This is a genomic window from Pseudoalteromonas rubra, assembly GCF_001482385.1.
In the GTDB taxonomy this organism is placed as follows: domain Bacteria; phylum Pseudomonadota; class Gammaproteobacteria; order Enterobacterales; family Alteromonadaceae; genus Pseudoalteromonas; species Pseudoalteromonas ardens.
Window position 1 is genome coordinate 2,070,874 of sequence record NZ_CP013611.1, and the last position, 23,617, is coordinate 2,094,490.

The 23,617-nt window shown below is 48.6% G+C and carries 18 protein-coding genes and 3 rRNA genes; 10 read left to right on the forward strand and 11 right to left on the reverse strand.

Features of this window, described 5'->3' with window-relative positions:
* Positions 1–3: 3 nt before the first annotated feature.
* Positions 4–651: a hypothetical protein gene (locus AT705_RS09135; protein ID WP_058796360.1), complete on the reverse strand. Its 648-nt coding sequence runs from the start codon at positions 649–651 to the stop codon at positions 4–6.
* A gap of 93 nt (positions 652–744) precedes the next feature.
* Entirely contained in the window at positions 745–1,227 is a 483-nt protein-coding gene (locus AT705_RS09140) for a DUF2947 domain-containing protein (RefSeq protein WP_058796361.1), read from the reverse strand.
* A gap of 54 nt (positions 1,228–1,281) precedes the next feature.
* Between AT705_RS09140 and AT705_RS09145 the strand changes: the two genes are divergently transcribed.
* The 3 genes from AT705_RS09145 (at position 1,282) to AT705_RS09155 (ending at position 3,602) form a co-directional block, all read left to right on the forward strand.
* Entirely contained in the window at positions 1,282–1,506 is a 225-nt protein-coding gene (locus tag AT705_RS09145; RefSeq protein ID WP_058796362.1) for a DUF1653 domain-containing protein, read from the forward strand.
* Between the two features lie 75 nt (positions 1,507–1,581).
* Positions 1,582–2,415: an AAA family ATPase gene (locus AT705_RS09150; protein WP_058796363.1), complete on the forward strand. Its 834-nt coding sequence runs from the start codon at positions 1,582–1,584 to the stop codon at positions 2,413–2,415.
* A gap of 2 nt (positions 2,416–2,417) precedes the next feature.
* Complete coding sequence (locus tag AT705_RS09155) at positions 2,418–3,602, forward strand: vWA domain-containing protein (protein ID WP_058796364.1); 1,185 nt, start codon at positions 2,418–2,420, stop codon at positions 3,600–3,602.
* A 451-nt stretch (positions 3,603–4,053) separates the two neighbouring features.
* On the opposite strand, the gene rrf is transcribed toward AT705_RS09155, so the two are convergent.
* The 5 genes from rrf to AT705_RS09180 all read right to left on the reverse strand — a co-directional run bounded on the left by rrf (position 4,054) and on the right by AT705_RS09180 (position 11,454).
* A 5S ribosomal RNA gene (rrf, locus tag AT705_RS09160) occupies positions 4,054–4,168 on the reverse strand.
* An 89-nt stretch (positions 4,169–4,257) separates the two neighbouring features.
* A 23S ribosomal RNA gene (locus AT705_RS09165) occupies positions 4,258–7,137 on the reverse strand.
* A gap of 269 nt (positions 7,138–7,406) precedes the next feature.
* A 16S ribosomal RNA gene (locus AT705_RS09170) occupies positions 7,407–8,939 on the reverse strand.
* Together the 16S, 23S and 5S rRNA genes form the textbook arrangement of a ribosomal RNA operon.
* A 594-nt stretch (positions 8,940–9,533) precedes the next feature.
* Positions 9,534–10,463 (reverse strand): porin, encoded by a 930-nt coding sequence (locus tag AT705_RS09175; protein ID WP_058796365.1) that lies wholly within the window; start codon positions 10,461–10,463, stop codon positions 9,534–9,536.
* 142 nt (positions 10,464–10,605) lie between these two features.
* Positions 10,606–11,454 (reverse strand): LysR family transcriptional regulator, encoded by an 849-nt coding sequence (locus AT705_RS09180; protein ID WP_058796366.1) that lies wholly within the window; start codon positions 11,452–11,454, stop codon positions 10,606–10,608.
* Between the two features lie 85 nt (positions 11,455–11,539).
* Between AT705_RS09180 and AT705_RS09185 the strand changes: the two genes are divergently transcribed.
* Complete coding sequence (locus AT705_RS09185; protein ID WP_058796367.1) at positions 11,540–11,917, forward strand: DUF413 domain-containing protein; 378 nt, start codon at positions 11,540–11,542, stop codon at positions 11,915–11,917.
* A gap of 42 nt (positions 11,918–11,959) precedes the next feature.
* On the opposite strand, the gene rarD is transcribed toward AT705_RS09185, so the two are convergent.
* Entirely contained in the window at positions 11,960–12,865 is a 906-nt protein-coding gene (gene rarD, locus AT705_RS09190; protein ID WP_058796368.1) for an EamA family transporter RarD, read from the reverse strand.
* 149 nt (positions 12,866–13,014) lie between these two features.
* On the opposite strand from rarD, the gene recQ reads away from it, so the two are divergent.
* From recQ to AT705_RS09210, 4 genes are all read left to right on the forward strand, one after another.
* Complete coding sequence (gene recQ, locus AT705_RS09195) at positions 13,015–14,829, forward strand: DNA helicase RecQ (RefSeq protein WP_157576718.1); 1,815 nt, start codon at positions 13,015–13,017, stop codon at positions 14,827–14,829.
* Between the two features lie 24 nt (positions 14,830–14,853).
* Complete coding sequence (locus AT705_RS09200) at positions 14,854–15,156, forward strand: DUF3630 family protein (RefSeq protein WP_058796370.1); 303 nt, start codon at positions 14,854–14,856, stop codon at positions 15,154–15,156.
* A gap of 74 nt (positions 15,157–15,230) precedes the next feature.
* On the forward strand, positions 15,231–17,000 hold the full coding sequence (locus AT705_RS09205) for a ShlB/FhaC/HecB family hemolysin secretion/activation protein (RefSeq protein WP_237113807.1): 1,770 nt from the start codon (positions 15,231–15,233) through the stop codon (positions 16,998–17,000).
* A 271-nt stretch (positions 17,001–17,271) separates the two neighbouring features.
* On the forward strand, positions 17,272–18,609 hold the full coding sequence (locus AT705_RS09210) for a tetratricopeptide repeat protein (protein ID WP_058796372.1): 1,338 nt from the start codon (positions 17,272–17,274) through the stop codon (positions 18,607–18,609).
* Here the strand turns inward: AT705_RS09210 and AT705_RS09215 are convergent.
* Positions 18,606–19,205: a DUF6151 family protein gene (locus AT705_RS09215; protein ID WP_157576720.1), complete on the reverse strand. Its 600-nt coding sequence runs from the start codon at positions 19,203–19,205 to the stop codon at positions 18,606–18,608. The genes AT705_RS09210 and AT705_RS09215 overlap by 4 nt on opposite strands.
* Before the next feature lie 148 nt (positions 19,206–19,353).
* Here AT705_RS09215 and efpL point away from each other — a divergent pair, with 148 nt between their 5' ends.
* The gene (efpL, locus tag AT705_RS09220; RefSeq protein ID WP_010383425.1) at positions 19,354–19,926 is read left to right on the forward strand and encodes an elongation factor P-like protein EfpL; all 573 of its coding nucleotides are present in this window, start codon (positions 19,354–19,356) and stop codon (positions 19,924–19,926) included.
* Positions 19,927–20,114: 188 nt separating this feature from the next.
* Positions 20,115–22,778 (forward strand): ATP-binding protein, encoded by a 2,664-nt coding sequence (locus AT705_RS09225; RefSeq protein WP_058796374.1) that lies wholly within the window; start codon positions 20,115–20,117, stop codon positions 22,776–22,778.
* Positions 22,779–22,821: 43 nt separating this feature from the next.
* On the opposite strand, the gene rimI is transcribed toward AT705_RS09225, so the two are convergent.
* Positions 22,822–23,295: a ribosomal protein S18-alanine N-acetyltransferase gene (gene rimI, locus AT705_RS09230; protein WP_208856767.1), complete on the reverse strand. Its 474-nt coding sequence runs from the start codon at positions 23,293–23,295 to the stop codon at positions 22,822–22,824.
* Positions 23,292–23,603 carry a hypothetical protein gene (locus AT705_RS09235; protein WP_058796375.1) on the reverse strand — a complete coding sequence of 104 codons (312 nt, stop codon included), beginning with the start codon at positions 23,601–23,603 and terminating at the stop codon, positions 23,292–23,294. The genes rimI and AT705_RS09235 overlap by 4 nt, the downstream gene beginning before the upstream one ends.
* Positions 23,604–23,617: the final 14 nt, after the last annotated feature.

A 23,617-nucleotide genomic window follows, 5' to 3' on the forward strand; every position in this document is an offset into this window, starting at 1 on the left:
GCACTACTTGCGTTGTTGTTTTTTTCTCACGTTTGCCCAGTTTACACTGCTGGCCAGTAACATTTCGCGTAAGCCCAGCGTTCTGGGTGGCAGTATTTTATGATATTGCCAGCGGTGACCACAACAGGCGGCGGTCATTAACGCTTTATTGGGTTTGAGTAAATAACGGGTTGTTGGCAAATCGGCTTGCTCATTGTTGCTGAGTGCTTTGCCCGCACAGTCAAACCAGCCAAGCTGGTTACAATGCCATCGTCCGTCGCGCCTCTGATCCAGCGTATCTAAATACAAACAGCTTATGCCAAGGTCCACAACCAGCACCGGCACAACCAGCCCCACGGCAGCCTGAGCAGTGAAAAAAGCCTGCGCTTCTTCTGCTTGCCACTCGGGGCATTTGCGTTGTTTAGCCAACCAGCAGCCATTGTGACTATCAAGCTCCAGAGGCACCTCTCCGAGCACAATGTGCGTCGCTGCGCGCTCTACGTAGTAAGGCAGGCTGTTTAAACGCCTTTGCAGCCGGTCAATGTCAGGCTCTGCCGACAAGCTGGGGATTTCACGCGCATAAAAGACGTTAGCCAGCTCAGCATACGCCAACCGGGTTGCCTCATCCTGCCATATCGTGCTTTGCTGCTTGGTGTGATCTTGACTGTTCAAAATGCCTCCTTTACACAGAGGTTATATCACGACCACACGGTTAAATATAGCGCACTCGCATGAAAGCAACCGACAACAGGCAACTCTGCGCGATTAGGGGTTTTTAGGACGCTTACCGAGCCTGGCTTCCCCTGATTCACTGAACATCACCGCGGTATCACGTTTTTTGCCTAGCAACAGGCTGCCATCAGCCAAAAACATAAAGTTCTGCCAGGTGCGCTTAAACACATCAAACTGGGTTTCAATGATCAGTTCCCGTGACATACAAAAATACACTGTGGTGTTATCTTCCCAGTTGAGAAAATCACAAATGGTGTCGGGCAAAGTGGTTTCACCGGCTTCCCAGGGGCCTTCCCAGTCCAGGCTTTCGTGCCAATTTTCTTCTTTGCCGGGCCAGTCATGAGGCGTAAAGAAGTCAGGGTGATCCTGCTCTCGACTCACCATAGTGGTCCATAGCACCGCCGCGCGTTGCTCAGTCATCGGCTTGATCCGTGCCAGATCGGCCTCATCAATGGGCAAGTCCTGATGACGGAACACCCAGGCTTTCTTGAACGCATCGAGCGCAATATAATTCATGTCTGATACCTATTTATTAAAACCTAAGCATTATACCTAATTGGAGCAACAACCGTGAACAAAGAACTCAAACCCGGCATTTACCAGCATTACAAAGGCCCAAAATATCAGGTGCTATTTGTTGCCACACATAGCGAAACTGAAGAGGCTATGGTGGTCTACCAGACACTGTACGGCAACTATGATCATTGGGTGCGGCCACTCAGCATGTTCTGTGAGACCGTCGAGATCGACGGTAAGCAAGTGCCACGTTTTAATTACCTGGGGCCGGCACAGTGAGGTGTATTTGCGCTGCCCGTCTTCGCTGTGGCACACTGAGCTTCTATTACTCATCAGACCAGAGTTAACACGTTTATGTTTAAAGGTACCGAATCTTATATTGCCAGCACGGCGCTACAACAAGCGGTAAACGCGGCAGTGATCCTGGAAAAGCCATTGCTGATCAAAGGGGAACCGGGCACAGGGAAAACCTTGCTGGCAGAGGAGCTGGCCAAAAGTCTGGATACAGAGCTCATTCAGTGGCACATCAAGTCGACGACTAAGGCACAACAAGGCCTGTATGAATACGATGCGGTATCGCGTCTGCGTGACAGTCAGCTGGGCGACGCACGCGTACATGACATTGGTAATTACATCATTCAGGGTAAGCTATGGCAGGCATTTACTCAGGCTAAACGTCCGGTGCTTCTGATCGATGAGATCGATAAAGCAGACATTGAGTTCCCAAATGATCTGCTGCTTGAACTGGATCGCATGGAGTTTCACGTGTATGAAACCGGTGAGCAGGTTAAGGCACAGATACGCCCTATTGTGATCATCACATCCAACAACGAAAAAGAACTACCCGATGCGTTTTTACGTCGTTGTTTCTTCCACTATATCGATTTTCCCGATAAAGACGAGATGCTAGCTATCATTGATGTCCACTTCCCGGCGATTAAGCCCCGCTTGGTAAAGCATGCACTGGAAGTGTTTTTTGAATTACGCAGTGTCGCAGGATTGAAAAAGAAGCCCAGTACCAGTGAACTGCTCGACTGGCTCAAGCTGCTATTAGCAGAAGATATAGACCCCCAGACACTTCAGGATCACAGCCATAAAGGCGGATTGATGCCCATGTTCGGCGCGCTGCTAAAGAATGAGCAGGACGTCACATTGCTTGAGAAGCTGGCTTTTTTAGGTAAGCGCTGATCATGTTGATCGACTTCTTATTCACGCTCAGGCGCTATGGCGTGAAAGCCAGCCTTCGCGAGCTACTGGACTGTATCAATGCGCTGGATAAAGGTGTGTGCTTCGCCGATATCGACGGTTTTTATCATCTGGCCAAAACCATATTTGTAAAAGATGAGACCCAGTTCGATAAGTTTGATCGCGCCTTTGCCGATTATTTTGAGGGTGTCGACTCCCTGGATCTGTTCAGCCAGTTGCAGCAAAGCGCCCTGCCACAAGACTGGCTGCGCAAAGAGTTTGAAAAGCACCTGAGTGAAGAAGAGAAAGCCAAGCTTAAAGCGCTCGGAGGACTCGACAAGCTGCTGGATACCCTGAAGCAACGGCTCGCCGAGCAGCAAAAGCGTCACGCCGGTGGCAACAAATGGGTAGGTACTGGCGGCACTTCTCCTTTTGGGGCATACGGTTATAACCCGGAGGGTGTCCGAATTGGTCAGGATGGCAGCCGTCACCGCCGTGCCGTCAAGGTGTGGGATAAACGTCAATATCGCAACCTGGATGCCGACAGCGACATCAGTAACCGCACTATCAAGCTGGCACTCAAACAATTGCGCAAATTTGCCCGCAGTGGCGCCAGCGATCAACTCGATCTGAATGAAACCATCCGCGCTACGGCTAAGCAAGGTGGTATGCTGGATGTGAAGATGGCACCTGAACGACACAACGCCGTCAATGTCATCATGTTGTTCGATATCGGTGGATCCATGGATGATCATATTCAGATCTGTGAGCAGCTGTTCAGCGCCGCGCACAGCGAGTTTAAACACCTTGAGTTTTTCTACTTCCATAACTGTGTATACGAACATGTCTGGCAGGACAATGACAGGCTGGATAATACCTTGCTCGATACCCATCAGCTGATCAACCGCTTTGGCCGGGATTATCGGCTGATCTTCGTCGGGGATGCCACTATGGGCCCCTATGAGATCACCTACCCCGGCGGCAGTGTCGAGCACTGGAATCAGGAAGCCGGTTCGGTGTGGCTGCAAAGGCTCACTCAGCATTTTGATAAAGTCGCCTGGCTCAATCCTCAACCAAAAGCACACTGGCCCTACTACCACTCAATTGGCCTTATCGATGAGCTGATGGCTGGCCGCATGTTTCCATTGACCTTAGATGGACTTAGTGAAGCAATCAAAGAGTTGAGCTAATGACAGAGTATAGCCGTGCTTAGTGCGGCCTTAAGCAAGATGAAACACGCAGCTTTTTTAGTGGATGCTGACCAATTCACCATCCTGCCCAGCTTCACGGGCGAATAGACAGGGCTGCTCTTTACAGCTTTTTTAATTTACACATAGCAAAAAACCCGCTGCATTTCTGCAACGGGTTTGACGTACATGGAAGTACGAATGTCGATGAAATTCATGGGTGAATTGCGACCGAAGCACCGCTTCGCAGCGCAATGAACGCGAGGTATGGACGCCGATAACACGCGTTACGCGCCGGGAGCCCTCCACAAGGAAGTGTGTCCAAAGGTTGCTAGATACCCACTTTCATGGATGAATAGACAACGCTATTCTATCTACAGCTTCATCGACGCTTTTTAAAATTTCATACGTAAAAAAGCCCGACTCTTTCGAATCGGGCTTTCTTTTATTAGGAGCTTGGCAATGTCCTACTTTCACATGGGAAACCCCACACTATCATCGGCGCTATTTCGTTTCACTACTGAGTTCGGCATGGGGTCAGGTGGTTCCAAAATGCTATGGTTACCAAGCAAATTCTGTAAAATCTGGAAAAGCGTATTAAATTCTTATCGTCTACTTTAATTCTTAACTTCTAACAAACAAACCACTTTGGCGTTGTATGGTTAAGCCTCACGGGTAATTAGTACGAGTTAGCTCAATGGCTCACACCACTTCCACATCTCGCCTATCAACGTTGTAGTCTTCAACGGCCCTTCAGTTAACTTATAGTTAAAGTGAGAACTCATCTCGAGGCTCGCTTCCCGCTTAGATGCTTTCAGCGGTTATCGATTCCGAACGTAGCTACCGGGCAATGCCATTGGCATGACAACCCGAACACCAGCGGTTCGTCCACTCCGGTCCTCTCGTACTAGGAGCAGCCCCTCTCAATTCTCAAACGCCCACGGCAGATAGGGACCGAACTGTCTCACGACGTTCTAAACCCAGCTCGCGTACCACTTTAAATGGCGAACAGCCATACCCTTGGGACCGACTTCAGCCCCAGGATGTGATGAGCCGACATCGAGGTGCCAAACACCGCCGTCGATATGAACTCTTGGGCGGTATCAGCCTGTTATCCCCGGAGTACCTTTTATCCGTTGAGCGATGGCCCTTCCATTCAGAACCACCGGATCACTATGACCTACTTTCGTACCTGCTCGACGTGTCTGTCTCGCAGTTAAGCTGGCTTCTACCATTACACTAACCGTACGATGTCCGACCGTACTTAGCCAACCTTCGTGCTCCTCCGTTACTCTTTGGGAGGAGACCGCCCCAGTCAAACTACCCACCAGGCACTGTCCTCAATCCCGATTAGGGACCTAAGTTAGAACATCAACACTACAAGGGTGGTATTTCAAGGACGGCTCCACGCAATCTAGCGACTGCGCTTCAAAGCCTCCCACCTATCCTACACATGTAGGGTCAATGTTCAGTGCCAAGCTGTAGTAAAGGTTCACGGGGTCTTTCCGTCTAGCCGCGGGTACACAGCATCTTCACTGCGATTTCAATTTCACTGAGTCTCGGGTGGAGACAGCGTGGCCATGGTTACACCATTCGTGCAGGTCGGAACTTACCCGACAAGGAATTTCGCTACCTTAGGACCGTTATAGTTACGGCCGCCGTTTACCGGGGCTTCGATCAAGAGCTTCGCCTAAGCTAACCCCATCAATTAACCTTCCGGCACCGGGCAGGTGTCACACCGTATACGTCATCTTACGATTTTGCACAGTGCTGTGTTTTTAATAAACAGTCCCAGCCACCTGGTCACTGCGGCTCTCGCCTGCTTACGACGCGAAGTCTTCACAAGTAAGAGCGTACCTTCTCCCGAAGTTACGGTACAATTTTGCCTAGTTCCTTCACCCGAGTTCTCTCAAGCGCCTTAGTATTCTCTACCTGACCACCTGTGTCGGTTTAGGGTACGATTCGATATAAACTGAAGCTTAGAGGCTTTTCCTGGAAGTAGGGCATCAACAACTTCACCACCGTAGTGGCTCGTCTCGACTCTCAGCCTTAGCGACCCGGATTTTCCTAAGTCACCAGCCTACAGCCTTTCACATGGACAACCAACGCCATGCTTGCCTAGCCTGCTCCGTCCCCCCATCGCATTTATACCAAGTACGGGAATATTAACCCGTTTCCCATCGACTACGCTCTTCAGCCTCGCCTTAGGGGTCGACTCACCCTACCCTGATTAACATGGGATAGGAACCCTTGGTCTTCCGGCGTGCGGGTTTTTCACCCGCATTATCGTTACTCATGTCAGCATTCGCACTTCTGATACGTCCAGCAAACCTTACAGTTCACCTTCAGCCGCTTACAGAACGCTCCCCTACCCCGCATACTAAGTATGCAGCCGTAGCTTCGGTGGTATGTTTAGCCCCGTTACATCTTCCGCGCAGGCCGACTCGACTAGTGAGCTATTACGCTTTCTTTAAAGGATGGCTGCTTCTAAGCCAACCTCCTAGCTGTTTTAGCCTTCCCACATCGTTTCCCACTTAACATACACTTTGGGACCTTAGCTGACGGTCTGGGTTGTTTCCCTCTCCACGATGGACGTTAGCACCCACCGTGTGTCTCCCGGATAGTACTTTACGGTATTCGGAGTTTGCAAAGGGTTGGTAAGTCGGGATGACCCCCTAGCCTTAACAGTGCTCTACCCCCGTAAGTATTCGTCCGAGGCTCTACCTAAATAGATTTCGGGGAGAACCAGCTATCTCCCGGTTTGATTAGCCTTTCACTCCTAGCCACAGGTCATCCCCTAACTTTTCAACGTTAGTGGGTTCGGTCCTCCAGTCAGTGTTACCTGACCTTCAACCTGCCCATGGCTAGATCACCGGGTTTCGGGTCTATACCCTGCAACTTAAGCGCCCAGTTAAGACTCGCTTTCGCTACGGCTCCCCTAAATGGTTAACCTTGCTACAGAATATAAGTCGCTGACCCATTATACAAAAGGTACGCAGTCACCCTCGAGGGGCTCCTACTGCTTGTACGTACACGGTTTCAGGTTCTATTTCACTCCCCTCACAGGGGTTCTTTTCGCCTTTCCCTCACGGTACTGGTTCACTATCGGTCAGTTGGGAGTATTTAGCCTTGGAGGATGGTCCCCCCATATTCAGTCAAAGTTTCACGTGCTCCGACCTACTCGATTTCACTTTAAATAAGTTGTCGTGTACGGGACTGTCACCCTGTATCGTCATACTTTCCAGAATGTTCCACTAACTACATTAAAGCTTAAGGGCTAATCCGATTTCGCTCGCCGCTACTTTCGGAATCTCGGTTGATTTCTTTTCCTACGGGTACTTAGATGTTTCAGTTCTCCGCGTTCGCTTCATACAGCTATGTATTCACTGCATGATGACCCAAAGGGCCGGGTTTCCCCATTCGGAAATCCTAGTCTCAAGCGCCTCTTACTGGCTCAACTAGGCTTATCGCAAGTTAGTACGTCCTTCATCGCCTCCAACTGCCAAGGCATCCACCGTGTACGCTTAGTCACTTAACCATACAACCCAAAATAGTTTTGAATTGTAGTGTCAAAGACAGTTTTAACTTCGCCAGAAGTTAAGTAATACTAAAGTAGACGCTAATAAATTCTTTCGAATTTATCGGCATTTTTCTTTCGAAAACTCTATAGAACAACAATTTTCATTGTCATTCCGAGAATTTAATATCAGCTTTCCAAATTTTTAAAGAGCAATATCACTCAGTAAGTTATCTTACTAAGTAACAATCATCTGTGTGGACACTTCGAACAAATCAGTTCTAAGTCGATAAGGAGGTGATCCAGCCCCAGGTTCCCCTAGGGCTACCTTGTTACGACTTCACCCCAGTCATGAATCACTCCGTGGTGAACGCCCTCCCGAAGGTTAAGCTATCCACTTCTGGAGCAACCCACTCCCATGGTGTGACGGGCGGTGTGTACAAGGCCCGGGAACGTATTCACCGCGGCATTCTGATCCGCGATTACTAGCGATTCCGACTTCATGGAGTCGAGTTTCAGACTCCAATCCGGACTACGACATACTTTAAGTGATTCGCTTACTATCGCTAGTTCGCAGCACTCTGTATATGCCATTGTAGCACGTGTGTAGCCCTACACGTAAGGGCCATGATGACTTGACGTCGTCCCCACCTTCCTCCGGTTTATCACCGGCAGTCTCCTTAGAGTTCCCGACCGAATCGCTGGCAACTAAGGATAAGGGTTGCGCTCGTTGCGGGACTTAACCCAACATCTCACAACACGAGCTGACGACAGCCATGCAGCACCTGTATCAGAGTTCCCGAAGGCACCAAACCATCTCTGGTAAGTTCTCTGTATGTCAAGTGTAGGTAAGGTTCTTCGCGTTGCATCGAATTAAACCACATGCTCCACCGCTTGTGCGGGCCCCCGTCAATTCATTTGAGTTTTAACCTTGCGGCCGTACTCCCCAGGCGGTCTACTTAATGCGTTAGCTTTGGAAAAGTTGTCCGAAGACCCCAGCTCCTAGTAGACATCGTTTACGGCGTGGACTACCAGGGTATCTAATCCTGTTTGCTCCCCACGCTTTCGTACATGAGCGTCAGTGTTGACCCAGGTGGCTGCCTTCGCCATCGGTATTCCTTCAGATCTCTACGCATTTCACCGCTACACCTGAAATTCTACCACCCTCTATCACACTCTAGTTTGCCAGTTCGAAATGCAGTTCCCAGGTTAAGCCCGGGGCTTTCACATCTCGCTTAACAAACCGCCTGCGTACGCTTTACGCCCAGTAATTCCGATTAACGCTCGCACCCTCCGTATTACCGCGGCTGCTGGCACGGAGTTAGCCGGTGCTTCTTCTGTCAGTAACGTCACAGCTAGCAGGTATTAACTACTAACCTTTCCTCCTGACTGAAAGTGCTTTACAACCCGAAGGCCTTCTTCACACACGCGGCATGGCTGCATCAGGCTTGCGCCCATTGTGCAATATTCCCCACTGCTGCCTCCCGTAGGAGTCTGGACCGTGTCTCAGTTCCAGTGTGGCTGATCATCCTCTCAAACCAGCTAGGGATCGTCGCCTTGGTAAGCCGTTACCTTACCAACTAGCTAATCCCACTTGGGCCAATCTAAAGGCGAGAGCCGAAGCCCCCTTTGGTCCGTAGACATTATGCGGTATTAGCCATCGTTTCCAATGGTTGTCCCCCACCTAAAGGCATGTTCCCAAGCATTACTCACCCGTCCGCCGCTCGTCATCTTCTAGCAAGCTAGAAATGTTACCGCTCGACTTGCATGTGTTAGGCCTGCCGCCAGCGTTCAATCTGAGCCATGATCAAACTCTTCAATTAAAAGTTTTTTGAATCCGAAGATTCGTGCTCAATGAATTCTGATTTTGTCTGTTTCTACTTTTAAAAAAGTAAAATCAAAACGAATTGACTATGTTAGTCACTCAGTTCAGTTGAGACTCTAAATTTTTGTGCGTCATTCAGTAAACTGAAATTCGCTGTTAGAACTCAATCTGCACGAGTGCCCACACAGATGATTGCTTCATATTTTTAAAGAACAGTGCGATAACTTGTTATCGCTGCGCCGTTAGCGCTGAGGGTTGTGCATTCTAATCACTTCCCATTTTATGTCAACACTTAATTTTGAAAATTTTCAGAATCAAGTTTTATTTGACTCCCAACTCGCTGGCTCGTTGCTTTTCAGCGTTGTGCCCCGTGTCGGTGGATGCGCATTATAGGGAAATCGAAACCCAGCGCAACCCCTTTTTTGAAGAAAAGTGAGAAAAACAGCGTGTTCGAACAAAAATAAGGCAAAGCGCTCATTTTTTGACGTTAAACACCTCAAACTGAATAACTTTTAGGTACATATTACGCAAAAAGGCCAGTCAGAGTGTTCTGACTGGCCTTTTTAATCTGTTCTATTAAATTGCGATATGCTTAGAACTTATATTCGATACCGGCACCCAGGTAATCTTCTTCTACACCATTGTCTTCATCAACACTTGAGTAGAATGCGTAAAGCTTTGCCGCTTTGCTCAGCTTGTGATCGATACCAACAGAGATACCATCTACTTTATCGCCTTTATCAAAGTCGATAACCTGATACTGTAGTTTCAGGGTATTCGCGCCGAAACCGTAGGCCGCGTTTAACATGTAACCGTCAGCTTCATCAGACCCATCTACTTTCTCTTGCATCTGGTACATTGCACCCAGTTTGAAATCTGCTACTTTACCTTGTACTGAAAAACGTACTGCATCGTAGCCTTTTACTTCACTGTCTGTTGCAACTGCTGCGTAGAAGTTAGTGTTCTTCAGTTTAGCATCACCATAAGTCAGGGCTGCCGAGAAACCGTTTTCACCCTCTGTGCTGTCTTCTGCGATAAAAGTACCGAGTACTTTGAAGCCATTGAAGCTGGCTGACTTATAAGAAATTGAGTCGCCCAAGCGGTTTTCAGCTTTAAACAGATTCTTAATATCCGCTTCAAGGTCATTGAACAGATCCAGTTTGCCTTGCGACTGTTTGAATGCCGTGTCATTGCGACCAATCACAACTTCACCGAAACCGCCTTTCAGACCCACATATTGGTTACGCGCTGTGATGTTGTCATCATCGTCTTTAGAGTCTGCATCAGATACGTCAACCTGAAACTCCAATTTGTAGATAACTTCCAGACCAGAGTCTAGCTTTTCCGACCCCTTGAAACCAAAGCGTGATGCATTGCTCTTCACTTCTGTGAATGAACCTTCACCTTCATCTGAACTTTGTACAGACAAATTCGCTTTACCATATACATCAACATCAGCGTAAGCGCTCGCAGACAAAGCACCGAAAATAGAAACAAACAATGCTGATTTGGATAATTTCATGTGTATTTCCTCAAGTATCGCAACACGTAATTTTTTAGACAGGCGCAGTCTGCCAGCGATACGTGACAAAAATATTACACTCAAAATAAAACTGACATTTAAATGTCAGCCAACCATCATAAATAATTCAATAATCTGTAACCTAATCAGGTAAAGACGCCAAAAGACTGGCAATTGTCTCAATTTGTTCTATCTGTTCATTACCCTTGTGATAAGCAACATAGATCTCTCGCGCATTTTGCTTCACTGATTCAATATGAAATAGCTGCTTCTTCTCAATCGGTTCAACGGCCAGTGCACGAGGTATAAATGCTGAGCCGCCACATTGCATGATCAAATCCAGTGCGATACGACCCGTACTGGTTCTGAAATAAGGCGGTGTGCTGCCGTTAAACTGTTTCGCATGCCACAATGAAAATGCCGTTCCCCAGTCTACGTAAACATATTGCTTATCGAAAAAGTCTTCACAGGTGGTTTGCGCCATTGTACTGACCGGGATGATAGCCAGATGCTTAATTTGCTTAACGACCAGTTCATCCACTTTAGGTGGGTCAAATAGCACCGCAATATCGAGCGTGCGCTCCAATAACAAGCGGGTACTCTCCTGTTGCGCTTTGACCTCAGCCACCAGCGATACTCCAGGCATAGCCGCCACAATGTGGTTGATCCCAAATTGTAAAAAAGCGTCCCAAATATTCGGCGTGCCAGCCAGTGACACTTGCTTATGCATATTATTGGCAAGTGCGACGTCAACCTTGGCACGCTGCATCCCGGTGAGGATCATATTGGCATGGGGTAACAAACGTTCGCCCGGTGCAGTCAGTTGAATATTATTACGCTGGCGTATGAACAAATTAACGCCAAGGCTTTGTTCTAACTGGCGGATCCGAAAGCTGACAGCAGATTGAGTTATATATAAATTTTCCGCAGCACGACCAAAATGTCGCGTCTTAACAACTTCGACAAATGTTTTTAATAGATCTAGGTCCACATACCCCCCTTAGATAAAAAAAACTCGTTTAATTATTTGTTCTCTATGGTCCATACTCCTGCCAAACAATGCTGAGGATTTCACCATGAATCAAAATTTAGCGACCTTGAAAGAAGCTTTTGTTACATCTAAACATTTCTATGATGATCTTAACTTTCCTCGAGGGTTTTCTCGCAGCGGACACTTCACTTTGCAGGAGTCTGATGTACTGGAAAACCATGGTGCACTACTAAAGAGCTTATACACCAAAGCTAGCCAGCCACAAAATGAATTTCAACGACAATTTGTCGACGTCATGGAGGGACGACAAACACCAGGTAATGTGATGGAAAAAACCTGGACTAAGTACCTTAAACTCACGACCTGCAAAACCAAGTTCCATACTTTGTTTGGCCGCTCTAAGGTAGAGACAAATAAAGAAGAAGTCGAAGCCGTTGCCGTGGAGGCAGACGACGAAATGTAATGTATTAAAGGGGGCCTGACAGGTTCAGTGCCCCCAACATAATTACGCAGCCGCGAGACGGCGCTGCGCTTTACCCGAACGGTAGGAATCAAAACTAAACAATGCCAGGGCTGACCAGATAAAGGCGAACGTTAACACCCGCTCAGCACTAAATACCTCACCATAGAACACCACAGCCAGAATAAACATCAAACTTGGTCCAATATATTGAAAGAAACCCAAAGTCGAATAGGGAATACGTTTTGCGGCAGCGGTGAAACACAATAAAGGTAAGGTCGTTACAACCCCTGCGCTAATCAATAACACATTAGTGACCCAGTCATTCACCATCATATTGCTGGTTTCACTGGGTGTTAACCACCACCAGTAAGCCAGCGCGATGGGCAGCAGAATAACGGCTTCAATCAACAAGCCAGGCAAAGACTCTACCGCCATGGTCTTACGCAATAACCCATAAATCGCAAATGAACCGGCTAAAGAAAAGGCGATCACCGGAAACGAGCCAAAGCTAACCAATTGCAGCACCACCCCAACAACAGCCAGCGCAACCGCAAACTGCTGACGAGGCCGCAGACGTTCTTGCAAAAACAGCATACCCAACAACACATTGAGCAAAGGGTTAATATAGTAGCCCAAACTTGCATCCAGCATATGGCCATTATTCACCGACCAGATGAACAGGCCCCAATTAAACCCCAGCAATAAGGCCGTAACCGTCAGCATCAGCATGAGTTTTGGCTGACGCAGCACGGCAACCACTTTGTCCCAGTTGAGTTTTACGGCGATGATCAAGGCAATAAAGAGTACCGACCAGACCACTCGATGGATAAGAATTTCAAGTGCGTCCACTTGATCCAGCGATTTAAAATAGATGGGTGCTAATCCCCACATTAAAAATGCTAAAACGGCAAAGGTATACCCCTGCTTCGTTTCATTACTCGTTCCCATTCATTTCTCCCAAGCACAACATAATTGGTATTCTGATTGTTCCCACAGATGCCAAGCGCGCAGTATACCGCAATCTGTACCTGGCCGTATGATTTTCCTGTGATCAAAAACAAAAGACTTCTGCTACAAAACCCACTAAAATGCGCTCGATGGAAAATCTTGCAACTCACTCAATCGACACACCGCACGGCGTACTAAAAGAAGTCTTTGGCTACAGTGACTTTCGTGACGGGCAACTCGACGTCATTCAGGCCTGCCTGGACGGGCGCGACAGCTTGGTACTGCTACCAACCGGCGGCGGCAAATCTTTATGCTATCAGGTACCCGCGTTACTTTTGCAAGGCACCTGCGTGGTGGTCTCACCCCTTATTTCTTTGATGCAAGATCAGGTTGCACAGCTACAAGCTCTGGGTATCTCGGCTGAATTTATCAATAACAGCCTCGACCGGGCTCAGCAACAAGCCATCTACCAGCGCCTGCACCAGGGTGAAATCAAACTCCTGTATGTGGCGCCGGAAAAAGTACTGCAAAACGAATTTATTGAGCGCCTGAGTCACCTCCAACTGGGGCTGTTCGCCATCGATGAAGCCCACTGCGTATCGCATTGGGGGCATGATTTCAGACCGCATTACTGTCGTCTGCATGAATTAAAGCATCGCTTTGCCTCAGTCCCTATGATGGCGCTGACCGCCACAGCCGATCTGGCCACCCGCAGTGACATTGTCACTCAGCTCGGTTTGCAGACGCCTTTTATTCATACGGGCAGCTTCGACAGGCCGAATATTCGTTACACCATCGAAGAAAAGTTCAAACCATTATCTCAGCTGATGCGTTATCTGCGCACGCAAAAAGGGCAAAGCGGCATTGTTTACTGCTCCAGCCGTAAACGTGTTGATGACATCGCCGAAAAACTAGTTGAAGCCGGATTTAATGCTGCTGCTTACCATGCAGGGATGAGCAATGAGCAACGCCAGTTCGTACAAAATGCCTTTGCGCGTGATGACATTCAAATTGTGGTTGCAACGGTGGCTTTCGGCATGGGGATCAATAAATCGAATGTGCGCTATGTACTGCACTATGACATTCCCAAGAGTATCGAAGCGTATTACCAAGAAACAGGCCGTGCTGGCCGTGATGGACTGGCAGCTGAAGCCATCATGTACTTTGACCCCGCAGACATTGGCCGGGTAAAACGGTTTTTTGAAGACATTGAAGATGAGCACAGGCGCAGAGTCGAAGAGCAACGTTTTAGCTCAATGGCCAGCTTTGCCTCAGCACAAACCTGCCGACGCCAGATCCTGCTCAACTATTTCAGCGAATATCAACGCGAACCGTGCGGCAACTGCGATATCTGCCTGAACCCACCAAAACGATTTGACGGCACTTTGGTTGCTCAGCAAGCCTTATCCTGTATTTACCGGGCAGAGCAGCGCTTTGGACTCGGCTATATTGTGGACGTGTTACGCGGCGCAAATACTGCACGGATCCGGGACAACCAACACCACACCCTGAGCACCTATGGGATTGGCAAAGAGCACAGCAACGAGTACTGGCTGAGTATTCTACGACAGCTCATACACCATGGCCTGGTTGCACAAGACATAACTCAGGGCGCCGCACTGCGCCTGACCGAAGGTGCCCGCTCAGTATTACGAGGGGAATATGCCCTGCAACTGGCGCAACCACGACTTGAAGCTAAGCACGTTTATCAGGATAAACTGGCGCAGTTCAATTATGATAAAAAGCTGTTTGCTAAATTACGCAGCCTGCGTAAGGAGCTGGCCGATCAGGATGACGTACCACCTTATGTGGTATTCAGTGATAAAACCCTGGCGGAAATGGCACAACTGACACCGACCAATGATAGCGAATTTTTGAAAGTGTCGGGGGTTGGCTTTACCAAACTCAGCAAATACGGCGCACCTTTTATGCAGCTGATCCGTAATTACCTGGACACAGATTAACCCAACTGTTTAAGTGGAGTCACCGTGACAACGTACATCGATCATTTAACAGATCAGAACCACATTCTTGTAACTCCTTGCTCGCTCCCTGAGGCAGATGAGTTTGAGCTCTGGGGGCAAATTTTCTTGCACCTCGAAGGCCTTACCTTACTGGAATTTCATCAGGGTGCTGACCGCCATCAATGGCGTTTCAATTATGCCGGACATCCCTACAATCTCAACTTTGAGCACTATAGTGAGAGTATCTGGATCGCGCCGGAAGGCCTTGGTGCCACTGAACATTTGCCGAACCTGGTAACATTATTACGGTTAAATTTACAACAATAATATAGACTTAGTTGAGCAGCTATGGCTAACATAGGCCATAATTAAAAGCACGTTAATTAACGACAGGCTGTTCTATGGGTTGGATTGTTCGCACTTCAATACTCGCAGTACTCACATCGATGGTAACCACGTCAGCGCAAGTTGCTGCCAGTACGCCATCAAGCGTTTCCGAACATTGCAGTAACAACCGTCCCACTGTGCCTGAGGACGATAACCTCCACCGCCAGTTAGATAGCACCGACACCTTACCCGATTTGCTCAATGCCTCTGTGGTCAGCATTGAGCTCAGGCAACTGAATGTCTTTGATACCTCTTTGCCGGAGGAAGACAACGCCGTATTTCGCTTTGCAAATCGGGCGCACATCAAAACGAAACCTGAGGTGATCCGCAATTTATTACTATTTACCCAAGGAGGCGAATATGACCCCAAATTGCTGCGAGAGTCAGAGCGACTATTGCGTCAACAGCCCTATATCTATGATGCCAGGATCTTTGCCGAACAAACCTGTGACGGAGAAGTAGCAGTCACCGTCATTACGCGCGACCTCTGGACCTTGCTACCCGATATCAGTTTCAGCCGCAGCGGCGGCGATAATTCAACTCGTCTTGGCTTTCGTGAGTCGAACTTGCTGGGCTATGGTAAACGCCTGTCACTGACGCATATTTCCGACCCGGATCGCAGTGGCTATTTATTTGTTTATGATGACCCCCAAATCCTTTCGAGCCGTTACCGGGGGCGCCTTGAGTACGCGGACAACGATGATGGAAAAGTGCATTACGTTGGCGTTGAATACCCGTTTTTTTCAATCTCCACGCCTTATAGTTACGGTATCAGTAACTTAAGTAACCGTCGGGTTGAGTCACTGTACAATTTGGGTGAAGAGATCTCGGAGTATCAGCAGCTCAGCGAAATATCCAACCTCTACATTGGCCGCTCCTTTGCACTCGACAATGACTGGACACGTCGACTCTTACTCGGATATCAGGATGAAAAGCAAGAATTTACCCGCCTTCGCGGTACCACTTTACCCATTGCTGAAAACCGGACGCTACGCTACCCCTATATTCAGGCACAGTGGTTTGAAGATGCCTATATTAAGGTCCGCAATTTTGATTCCATCTATCGCACAGAAGATTTAAATTTAGGCTGGAATATCAATGCCCAGCTTGGCTATTCAGACAGTGAGCTCAGTGATGATGACAGCCGCTGGGTGCTGGCATTCAATGCCAACAAAGCCCACTTCACCTCTGCAGACAGTTTGCTCCGCTTTGCCTTCAACTTACATGGTTACTGGAACAAACGTCAGGATCAGGCTGAAAATCTGCTATTCAGTTCACGACTGCAATATTATCTCAATACCAGCCTACACCAATCCTGGTATGCCCAGCTTGAAATTCAATATGGTAAACACCTCAGTGCCGATAAACAGATCACCCTGGGCGGAGAAACCGGTTTACGGGGCTATCCCAGCAATTACCTGCAAGGCAATCGTCGGATCCTGCTGAACCTTGAGAAGCGCTATTACTGGGAATATGATTTACTACACCTGTTTAAAGTGGGTGGTGCCGCCTACTTTGATATTGGCCGGGTTGATGGCCGCCCCATACCGCCACCATTGCCAGACAGTCTCGACGAGCCACACACTTTAACGGATCTACAGCAACATGCGTTAACACATCAAATTCAGGGTCAGTTTCTTAAAAACATCGGTATCGGACTGCGGCTTGCTCCCAGTCGGGCTAACTCAGGACTGGTGCTGCATCTGGACGTCGCTGCGCCCCTTGATGGCCCGGACAACATTGACTCAGTACAGTGGTTATTTACCGTTAAAAACCGCTTTTAAACGGCTGAAATTCCCTGATATCATCGCGTTTTATTGACATATAAATAGGTCTGCCACGTACCTGAAGCAATTACGACTTTCCTGCTCACTGAGTACAACCTGTTCGTCACACGTCCGGTCTGGGTGTTAACCGAAGCGCCGGCCAAACCGAAAAACATCACTGAGCGACGGGTGCCAGTTCCTAAAAAACATCCAAGACTATCGATTGTCACACAATAGTGACATAACGCATGATATACGAAGATATCTCAATATGAACAAGGAAAGGACAATGAAGACAACCAAGCTGTGTGCCATTATGATTGCGGGCGTGCTGTTATTGTCAGGCTGTAAAAGCCTGGTTGAAAAAGGAGACAAGTTGTATGAGGCCGGCATGTATGATCAGTCCGCCGAGTTCTACGAACAAGCCCTCGCCGAAGACCCTCAGGATGTAGAAGCACGTCAGCGGCTCACCCTGGCGCGCAATAAAATCATCGACCGTGGACTCATTGACGTGCGCATGTTGCGCCTGTCTGGCAACCATACCGGCGCGGCACTCAAACTAGAGGCCTTATTGCGTAATCAGGTGAACTGGCACATAGAGCCCGTCGGGCCCATGGCAGAAACCCAAAATGAAGAGCTGCGATATGCAACCATCTGGCTCAGACAAGAAGCTTTGTCACTGTCGCGCTCAGCCTTTCCGGATCCGTTTCGATACTTCGAATTGCGTTATGCATTTTTAATTGCCAATGCCAGACTGGGTAACACTTTTGCTCAGTATCAGGCGCAGTTGCAAGTCAATGCCGAACGACAGTGTGAAAAACTCAGTACATCGCAGAGCAAAGATCGCCTGTTCCTACAGCGCTTTTATCGCAAATATTGTCAAGCCTGGAACATTGCCAGCCAACCCGCACAACAAGTGACTGCCCAGGCCTTGTATTCCGAGATCCGCATAGCACCAAAGCTCACCGTGCAACTGCACGACACAAGCACACAAAAACAACGCCTTCAGACTGTCTTATCTCAGCTAAATGACGCTTTTCGGGACAGCTTATGGTATCACCCTCAAGGTGAGGGGACCTTCACGCTCAACGTCCATGCCACTTTCAAACACAGCCGCAATACTAAACTGGTGAACAGGCAAAAGCACTACACGCTGGAACAACCGCAGCCTGATCCGAGCGAGCCGGGCTCTTTTATAGACGTTGAGGTAGCGCAAACCTATCAGTATCCGGTAACTGAATTCACGGAACATTACAGTCTGGATATGATGTATCTGGGGCGCCTGGGTGGGCAACGGATAGAGCATAAAGTGGACGATAGTCAGGTGCATCACACGCAAAGCCATTATGCAGACTTCCCCGATTTAGATCTGGAACCACAACAAGCCCAATTTCTGGATGTCAGCACGCATTTAAACAAACAGCTCACAGAGTTACATACTCAGTTTGTCGCAGATCTGGATCGCGTGTGGCTGCAAACCTACTGCGAAGATCAACTCGGTGCAGCCGATGGCGAATATGTACTGCGCTGCGCCAAGCTTGCACCGCAACATGATTACGTCAATAACTGGTTTAATCAGCACTTTGGATTAAGTTACCAGGCGATGTCGAGTCTCTACTCGCTTTAGCCTTTATCTGCAGGACATGAATAAAGCTGCTGTGGCGCTGCCAGCGGTTCGCCGTTTACAAAAAATACCGAGGGTGAGTTTTTGCCACACAGCTTCCAGGCCAGCAACTTAGTGATCAACCGCAGCACCATCACCTTTTGTGAGCGTGTGCCTTTGAGTTCATCTGGCAATCGACCCAGCGCGCCGCGGCAATAGACACTCCCCGAAGTGGGGCCCACCAAAGTATCGAGCGGTTCGCGCACAAAGCTATGTATGATCCCCACCATGGGCCAGAAAGGGCTAAAACAATTACCAACCGGGGTATGACAACATTTAGTGTACCAGCGGTAAACGCCTCCCTTGGTCAGCTGCAAGCAGGCTAGCTGATCATGTCCCGTTAAGATACTGACGTGCGCCGGTGGCACCTGATAAATATCCGTTCCGCCAAAGTCGTTGAGGGAGTCCGCCTGCTCCAGGTGATGCAGATACGCACGACAATCCTGACAATAGCAGGTCAGACGATTCCCTTGCCAGTGCGGGTGCGCAGCAATGCGCCCGGTAACCTGACCACACTGGCAACCCAGTTTAACCCCTTCAATCATCATGCCTGATCTCACCTTTCTCTCCTCACCTGATTTCCCTGTTCAAGACAGCTTCACTTACCGGGCCTATATTGTAGAACAAACCGATTGGGAACACAGTACTTGGCGAGATACCGACTTCATGCTAACTTCTCGCTCAGTTTAGACTAACAGGAAGCCTTTTATGCCTAAAGCCAGTGAAATAAAAAAACACGCCGCGATTGATTATAATGGTCGCGTGATGATCGTCCGAGATATTGAGCGCTCTGTACCGCAAGGTCGTGCTGGCGGCAGTTTATACCGTATGCGTATGTACGATGTCGTCAATGGCGGTAAAGTCGATGAAACCTTTAAAGCCGAAGAAATGCTGCAACTGGCCGATTTAACACGTCGCCCGGCAATGCTTTCTTACATTGATGGTGACGAATATGTGTTCATGGATGAAGAGGACTATACTCCTTATCACATCCATAAAGACTCGATTGCTGAACAGGTGCTATTCATCAATGAAGAAACCAAAGGCCTGCTGATCGTCGTTGTAGAAGGCACACCAGTATCATTAGATTTGCCTTCAAGCGTTGAGCTGGTAATCGAAGAAACTGCGCCCTCTATCAAAGGTGCATCGGCCAGCGCCCGTACTAAGCCTGCCACGTTGACAACGGGCCTAGTCGTACAGGTACCTGAGCACATTTCCAGCGGTGATAAAATTAAAATCAACACTGCGGAATCTAAGTTCATGAGCCGCGCAGACAGTTAGGTCTGTGGTGCTCGCGGGACACACGCGGGCACCCTATTAATGCGTTTAAAGTTCAACCAATTTATGAGATACCATAGCCGTTTTGTGCAAAAATCGGTAACATAACCCACAATAACACACTAATCGGACACGTTTGTGGTCATACTGAAGTGCTTCAGCACCAAGTTGATAGATGGAATTAATCACGGATGAAGACAAGTAAGCTGAGTATCAGGCTATTATGGTATATCACCCCTTTGGTGATATTGCCGCTGTTACTGCTCGGCGGCTTTACGCTGACCAATGTCACCAGCTCTACCCAAAAGCAGGCAAAGCTCATTGTCAGTCGATTCGTTGAACAACAGCAGCAAAAAATGTTCAACTATATGGAAATCTATCAATCCACGACCAAATTGTTGTCAACCTCTCCGGTACTCAGTGATTTTTTAAGCCTGCCAGAAAACGAAGTTCAGGAAAAAACACAACGTCTGGGTGCGCTCATGGATGTGTTCGCCAGTTACAGTGAGGCCTATCCGGATATCATTAGCATCAACCTGGTTAATGAACATGGCCAGAGTCATGCCTTTTATGCCAGTAATCTTAACCGGGCGCCTCAATCCTATCCCTTTTTTGTCCAGGTCCGACAAAGTAACTTACGTCAGCAGCAGTTTATGCAAGCGTCGCATAATGGCGGCACACAGCTGTATTTTGTGCAGCAGATTTATGGGGTGGATTTCAACCTAAACCGGCCTCAGCGTGAGGGCTACATTATTGTTCAGGTCGCCCCGTCAATCATCAGTAGTAGTATTCTGGAAGCCCCCTATGACAACACGCTGAACCTGCTGGTATCAGCGTCGGGCGAAGTCTTATTCAGCTCCGACAGTCATTTTAATCAGAGCTTTTTGAGCGCTGAGGAAATGGCACAGATCAATGGCCTGGCAGATAAAGGAAAACTGGACTCTCTGGTGTTACCGTCCATTGATAACCTGCGGCGCATGACCTACAGCGCACAGCTCAGTGGCGGTTATTATTATATCTCAACCATACCTAAAACAATTTTATATCAGTCAGGTAAAGCGATCAGCCTGACCACCGCCCTGATTGTTATCCTGTCCGTCATTACACTTCCCATTCTGATCTTCATTGTGGTGAGAAACTTACTGCTGACTCCCATAGAACTACTCGGGGAAGCCAGCCACCGTGTCGGGGATGGCGACTTATCGGTCGCACTGCCCGCCCATGACGATGACGAAGTTGGCATTTTGTTTGATGACTTTAACCATATGATCAAACAGATCCGGGATTTCCAGGGGGAGCTGGAAGACTACAAACTGCATCTGGAAGAAAAAGTCGAAAACCGTACCCGGGCGCTGGAAGAAATGAATAGACAGCTAGAGGTGGCGATTGCCGAAGCCGAACAAGCCAGCCAACTGAAAAGCCGTTTCCTGGCCAATATGAGCCACGAGATCCGCACACCGCTGACTGCCATTATGGGCTTTACCGAGCAGATACTTCATTACCCTAATGCCACTAACTCAGCCCTGCACCTGGATACCATTTTGCGCAATTCCAGACACTTACTGGAATTAATCAATAACATTCTGGACTTGTCCAAGATTGAGGCCGAGAAACTGGCTGTTGAACAAGACCCCATAGAATTGCTTCATTTACTGAAGGATGTGGAGTCAATTATTGCTCCCATGGCAGAGCAAAAGCAGCTGGATTTCACCGTACACTATGCCTTGCCGTTGCCTCAGCAACTCTTCAGTGATGAAACCCGCCTCAAACAGATCCTGCTTAACATCGCGACGAATGCAGTTAAGTTTACTGAGACAGGCAGTATTCAGATCAATGCCCGGTACCGCTCAGACACAGCCCGATTTGAATTTGAAATCAAAGACAGTGGCATTGGTATGTCGCAAGGCGAGATGTCTCGTGTATTTAAGCCCTTTGAGCAGGCTGATTCCACCACCACCAGACGGTTCGGTGGTACTGGCCTGGGACTATGTATCTCGAAAAATCTGGCTCAGCTATTAGGTGGAGACGTCAGCGTAGAAAGTGCTCAAGGGGTCGGCAGTTGCTTTATCATTAGCGTTGCAGCCAATCATCCGACGCAAGATTTTGCCTGGATTGACGATGAAGGCCAGCTGTCACACGATCACGTAATATCTGCCCAGCAACTGGAGCAAACCCAGCTGGAGGCAGAAATTCTGCTCGCCGAGGATAACCCGGATAACCAGGAGCTGCTGACCTTACTTCTCGGAGCTTGGGGACTCAAACCAGATATTGCCAGCAATGGCGCACAAGCCGTGGAGATGGCACTGGTCAACGATTACGATTTGATCCTAATGGACATGCAAATGCCGGTCATGGGTGGCCTTGAAGCCACTGAAATGCTGCGTCATGCCGCTTATGATGGCCCTATCATTGCGCTGACAGCCAATGTTATGAAACATGACATTGATACCTACCTGGCAGCCGGGTGTGATGCTACACTCGCCAAACCCATTGACCGTGAAAAGCTCGGCGCAGTCCTGCTTAATTACTTACAACTGGAAGACGACAAAAACTCTCAGTGGAACTCACTTTTACAAAGCGAAAAGTACTTACAAATCAGTCGCAACTACGTCGAAAAATTGCCCGATCAACTCATTCAGCTGGAACAGCTGTTTGGGGATCAGGAATGGGAATCACTCAGGGCGTTGGCGCACAGTCTCAAAGGCAGCGCCGGGTGCTTTGGCTTTAGCAACATCCACAGTGCCGCCGGCGATTTGGAAACCTGCTTGCGCGAAGACAATCCAACAAAGTGGGAATATGCCATGCTGACGCTCACACAGGCTATCAGATATACGCTAGAGCAGGAACACGCCTAATTCTGACGAGCCCGTTTCGCAAGCATAGGTAGAGTTAATATGCTCAGTGATCCATGAGTTCAGGGTTAAACAGCACTTTCCCCATCAGCAACGCATCTTCTTTACCATCCGTGCTAGGATAGTAGTTTTTACGCACACCCATCTCCGTAAATCCAGCCTTGTGATATAAACCAATGGCTGCTTCATTACCGACTCGCACTTCCAAAAAGATATTTTCGGCGCGGTCTTGCTCACAACGTGCCACGAAGTGCGCCAACAACTGACTGGCCAGGCCCTGCCCCTGACAAGTAGGCGTGATACAGATGTCCATCAGCGTAAAGTCCGGGCCAGCCCGCTCACCTACATAAAAGCCAACCAGTTGCTCATCCAAATACAAAGCAGCATTGAAATAACGGCCACTCAGACACGACTGCATGGTCTTGCTGGTCCAGGGGTGTGTATGGCAGGCCTGTTCAATATCCATGACCTGTTGCAATGGCAAGGCAGCAAGGTGATCAGGCCTGATAGAAATGGTCATGATTGCTCACTCCAGATCTGCTGCCACAATGCCCGCTTTTGCTCTGCACTCAGCTGCGTATCCGGTATAACCAAGTGAGCCTGCTGTGCGTGACACGTCCAGCTGATGGTATCGCCTGCAAAGACAGTGAGTTCGCTGGTATTGGCTGCTGTACAGATATCCTGTTGTAGCCGCGCGCTTAGCGTCAGGGCAACATCAGCTTGCTCCACTTGCTGAGACACAAGCGCACTAGGCTGAGGGTTGGGATCAAAAGCAGATTTGAGTTTAAGTGGCATTACACCAAGTAACTGAGCCTGAGTTGCATGCATGTAAAAACACCGGA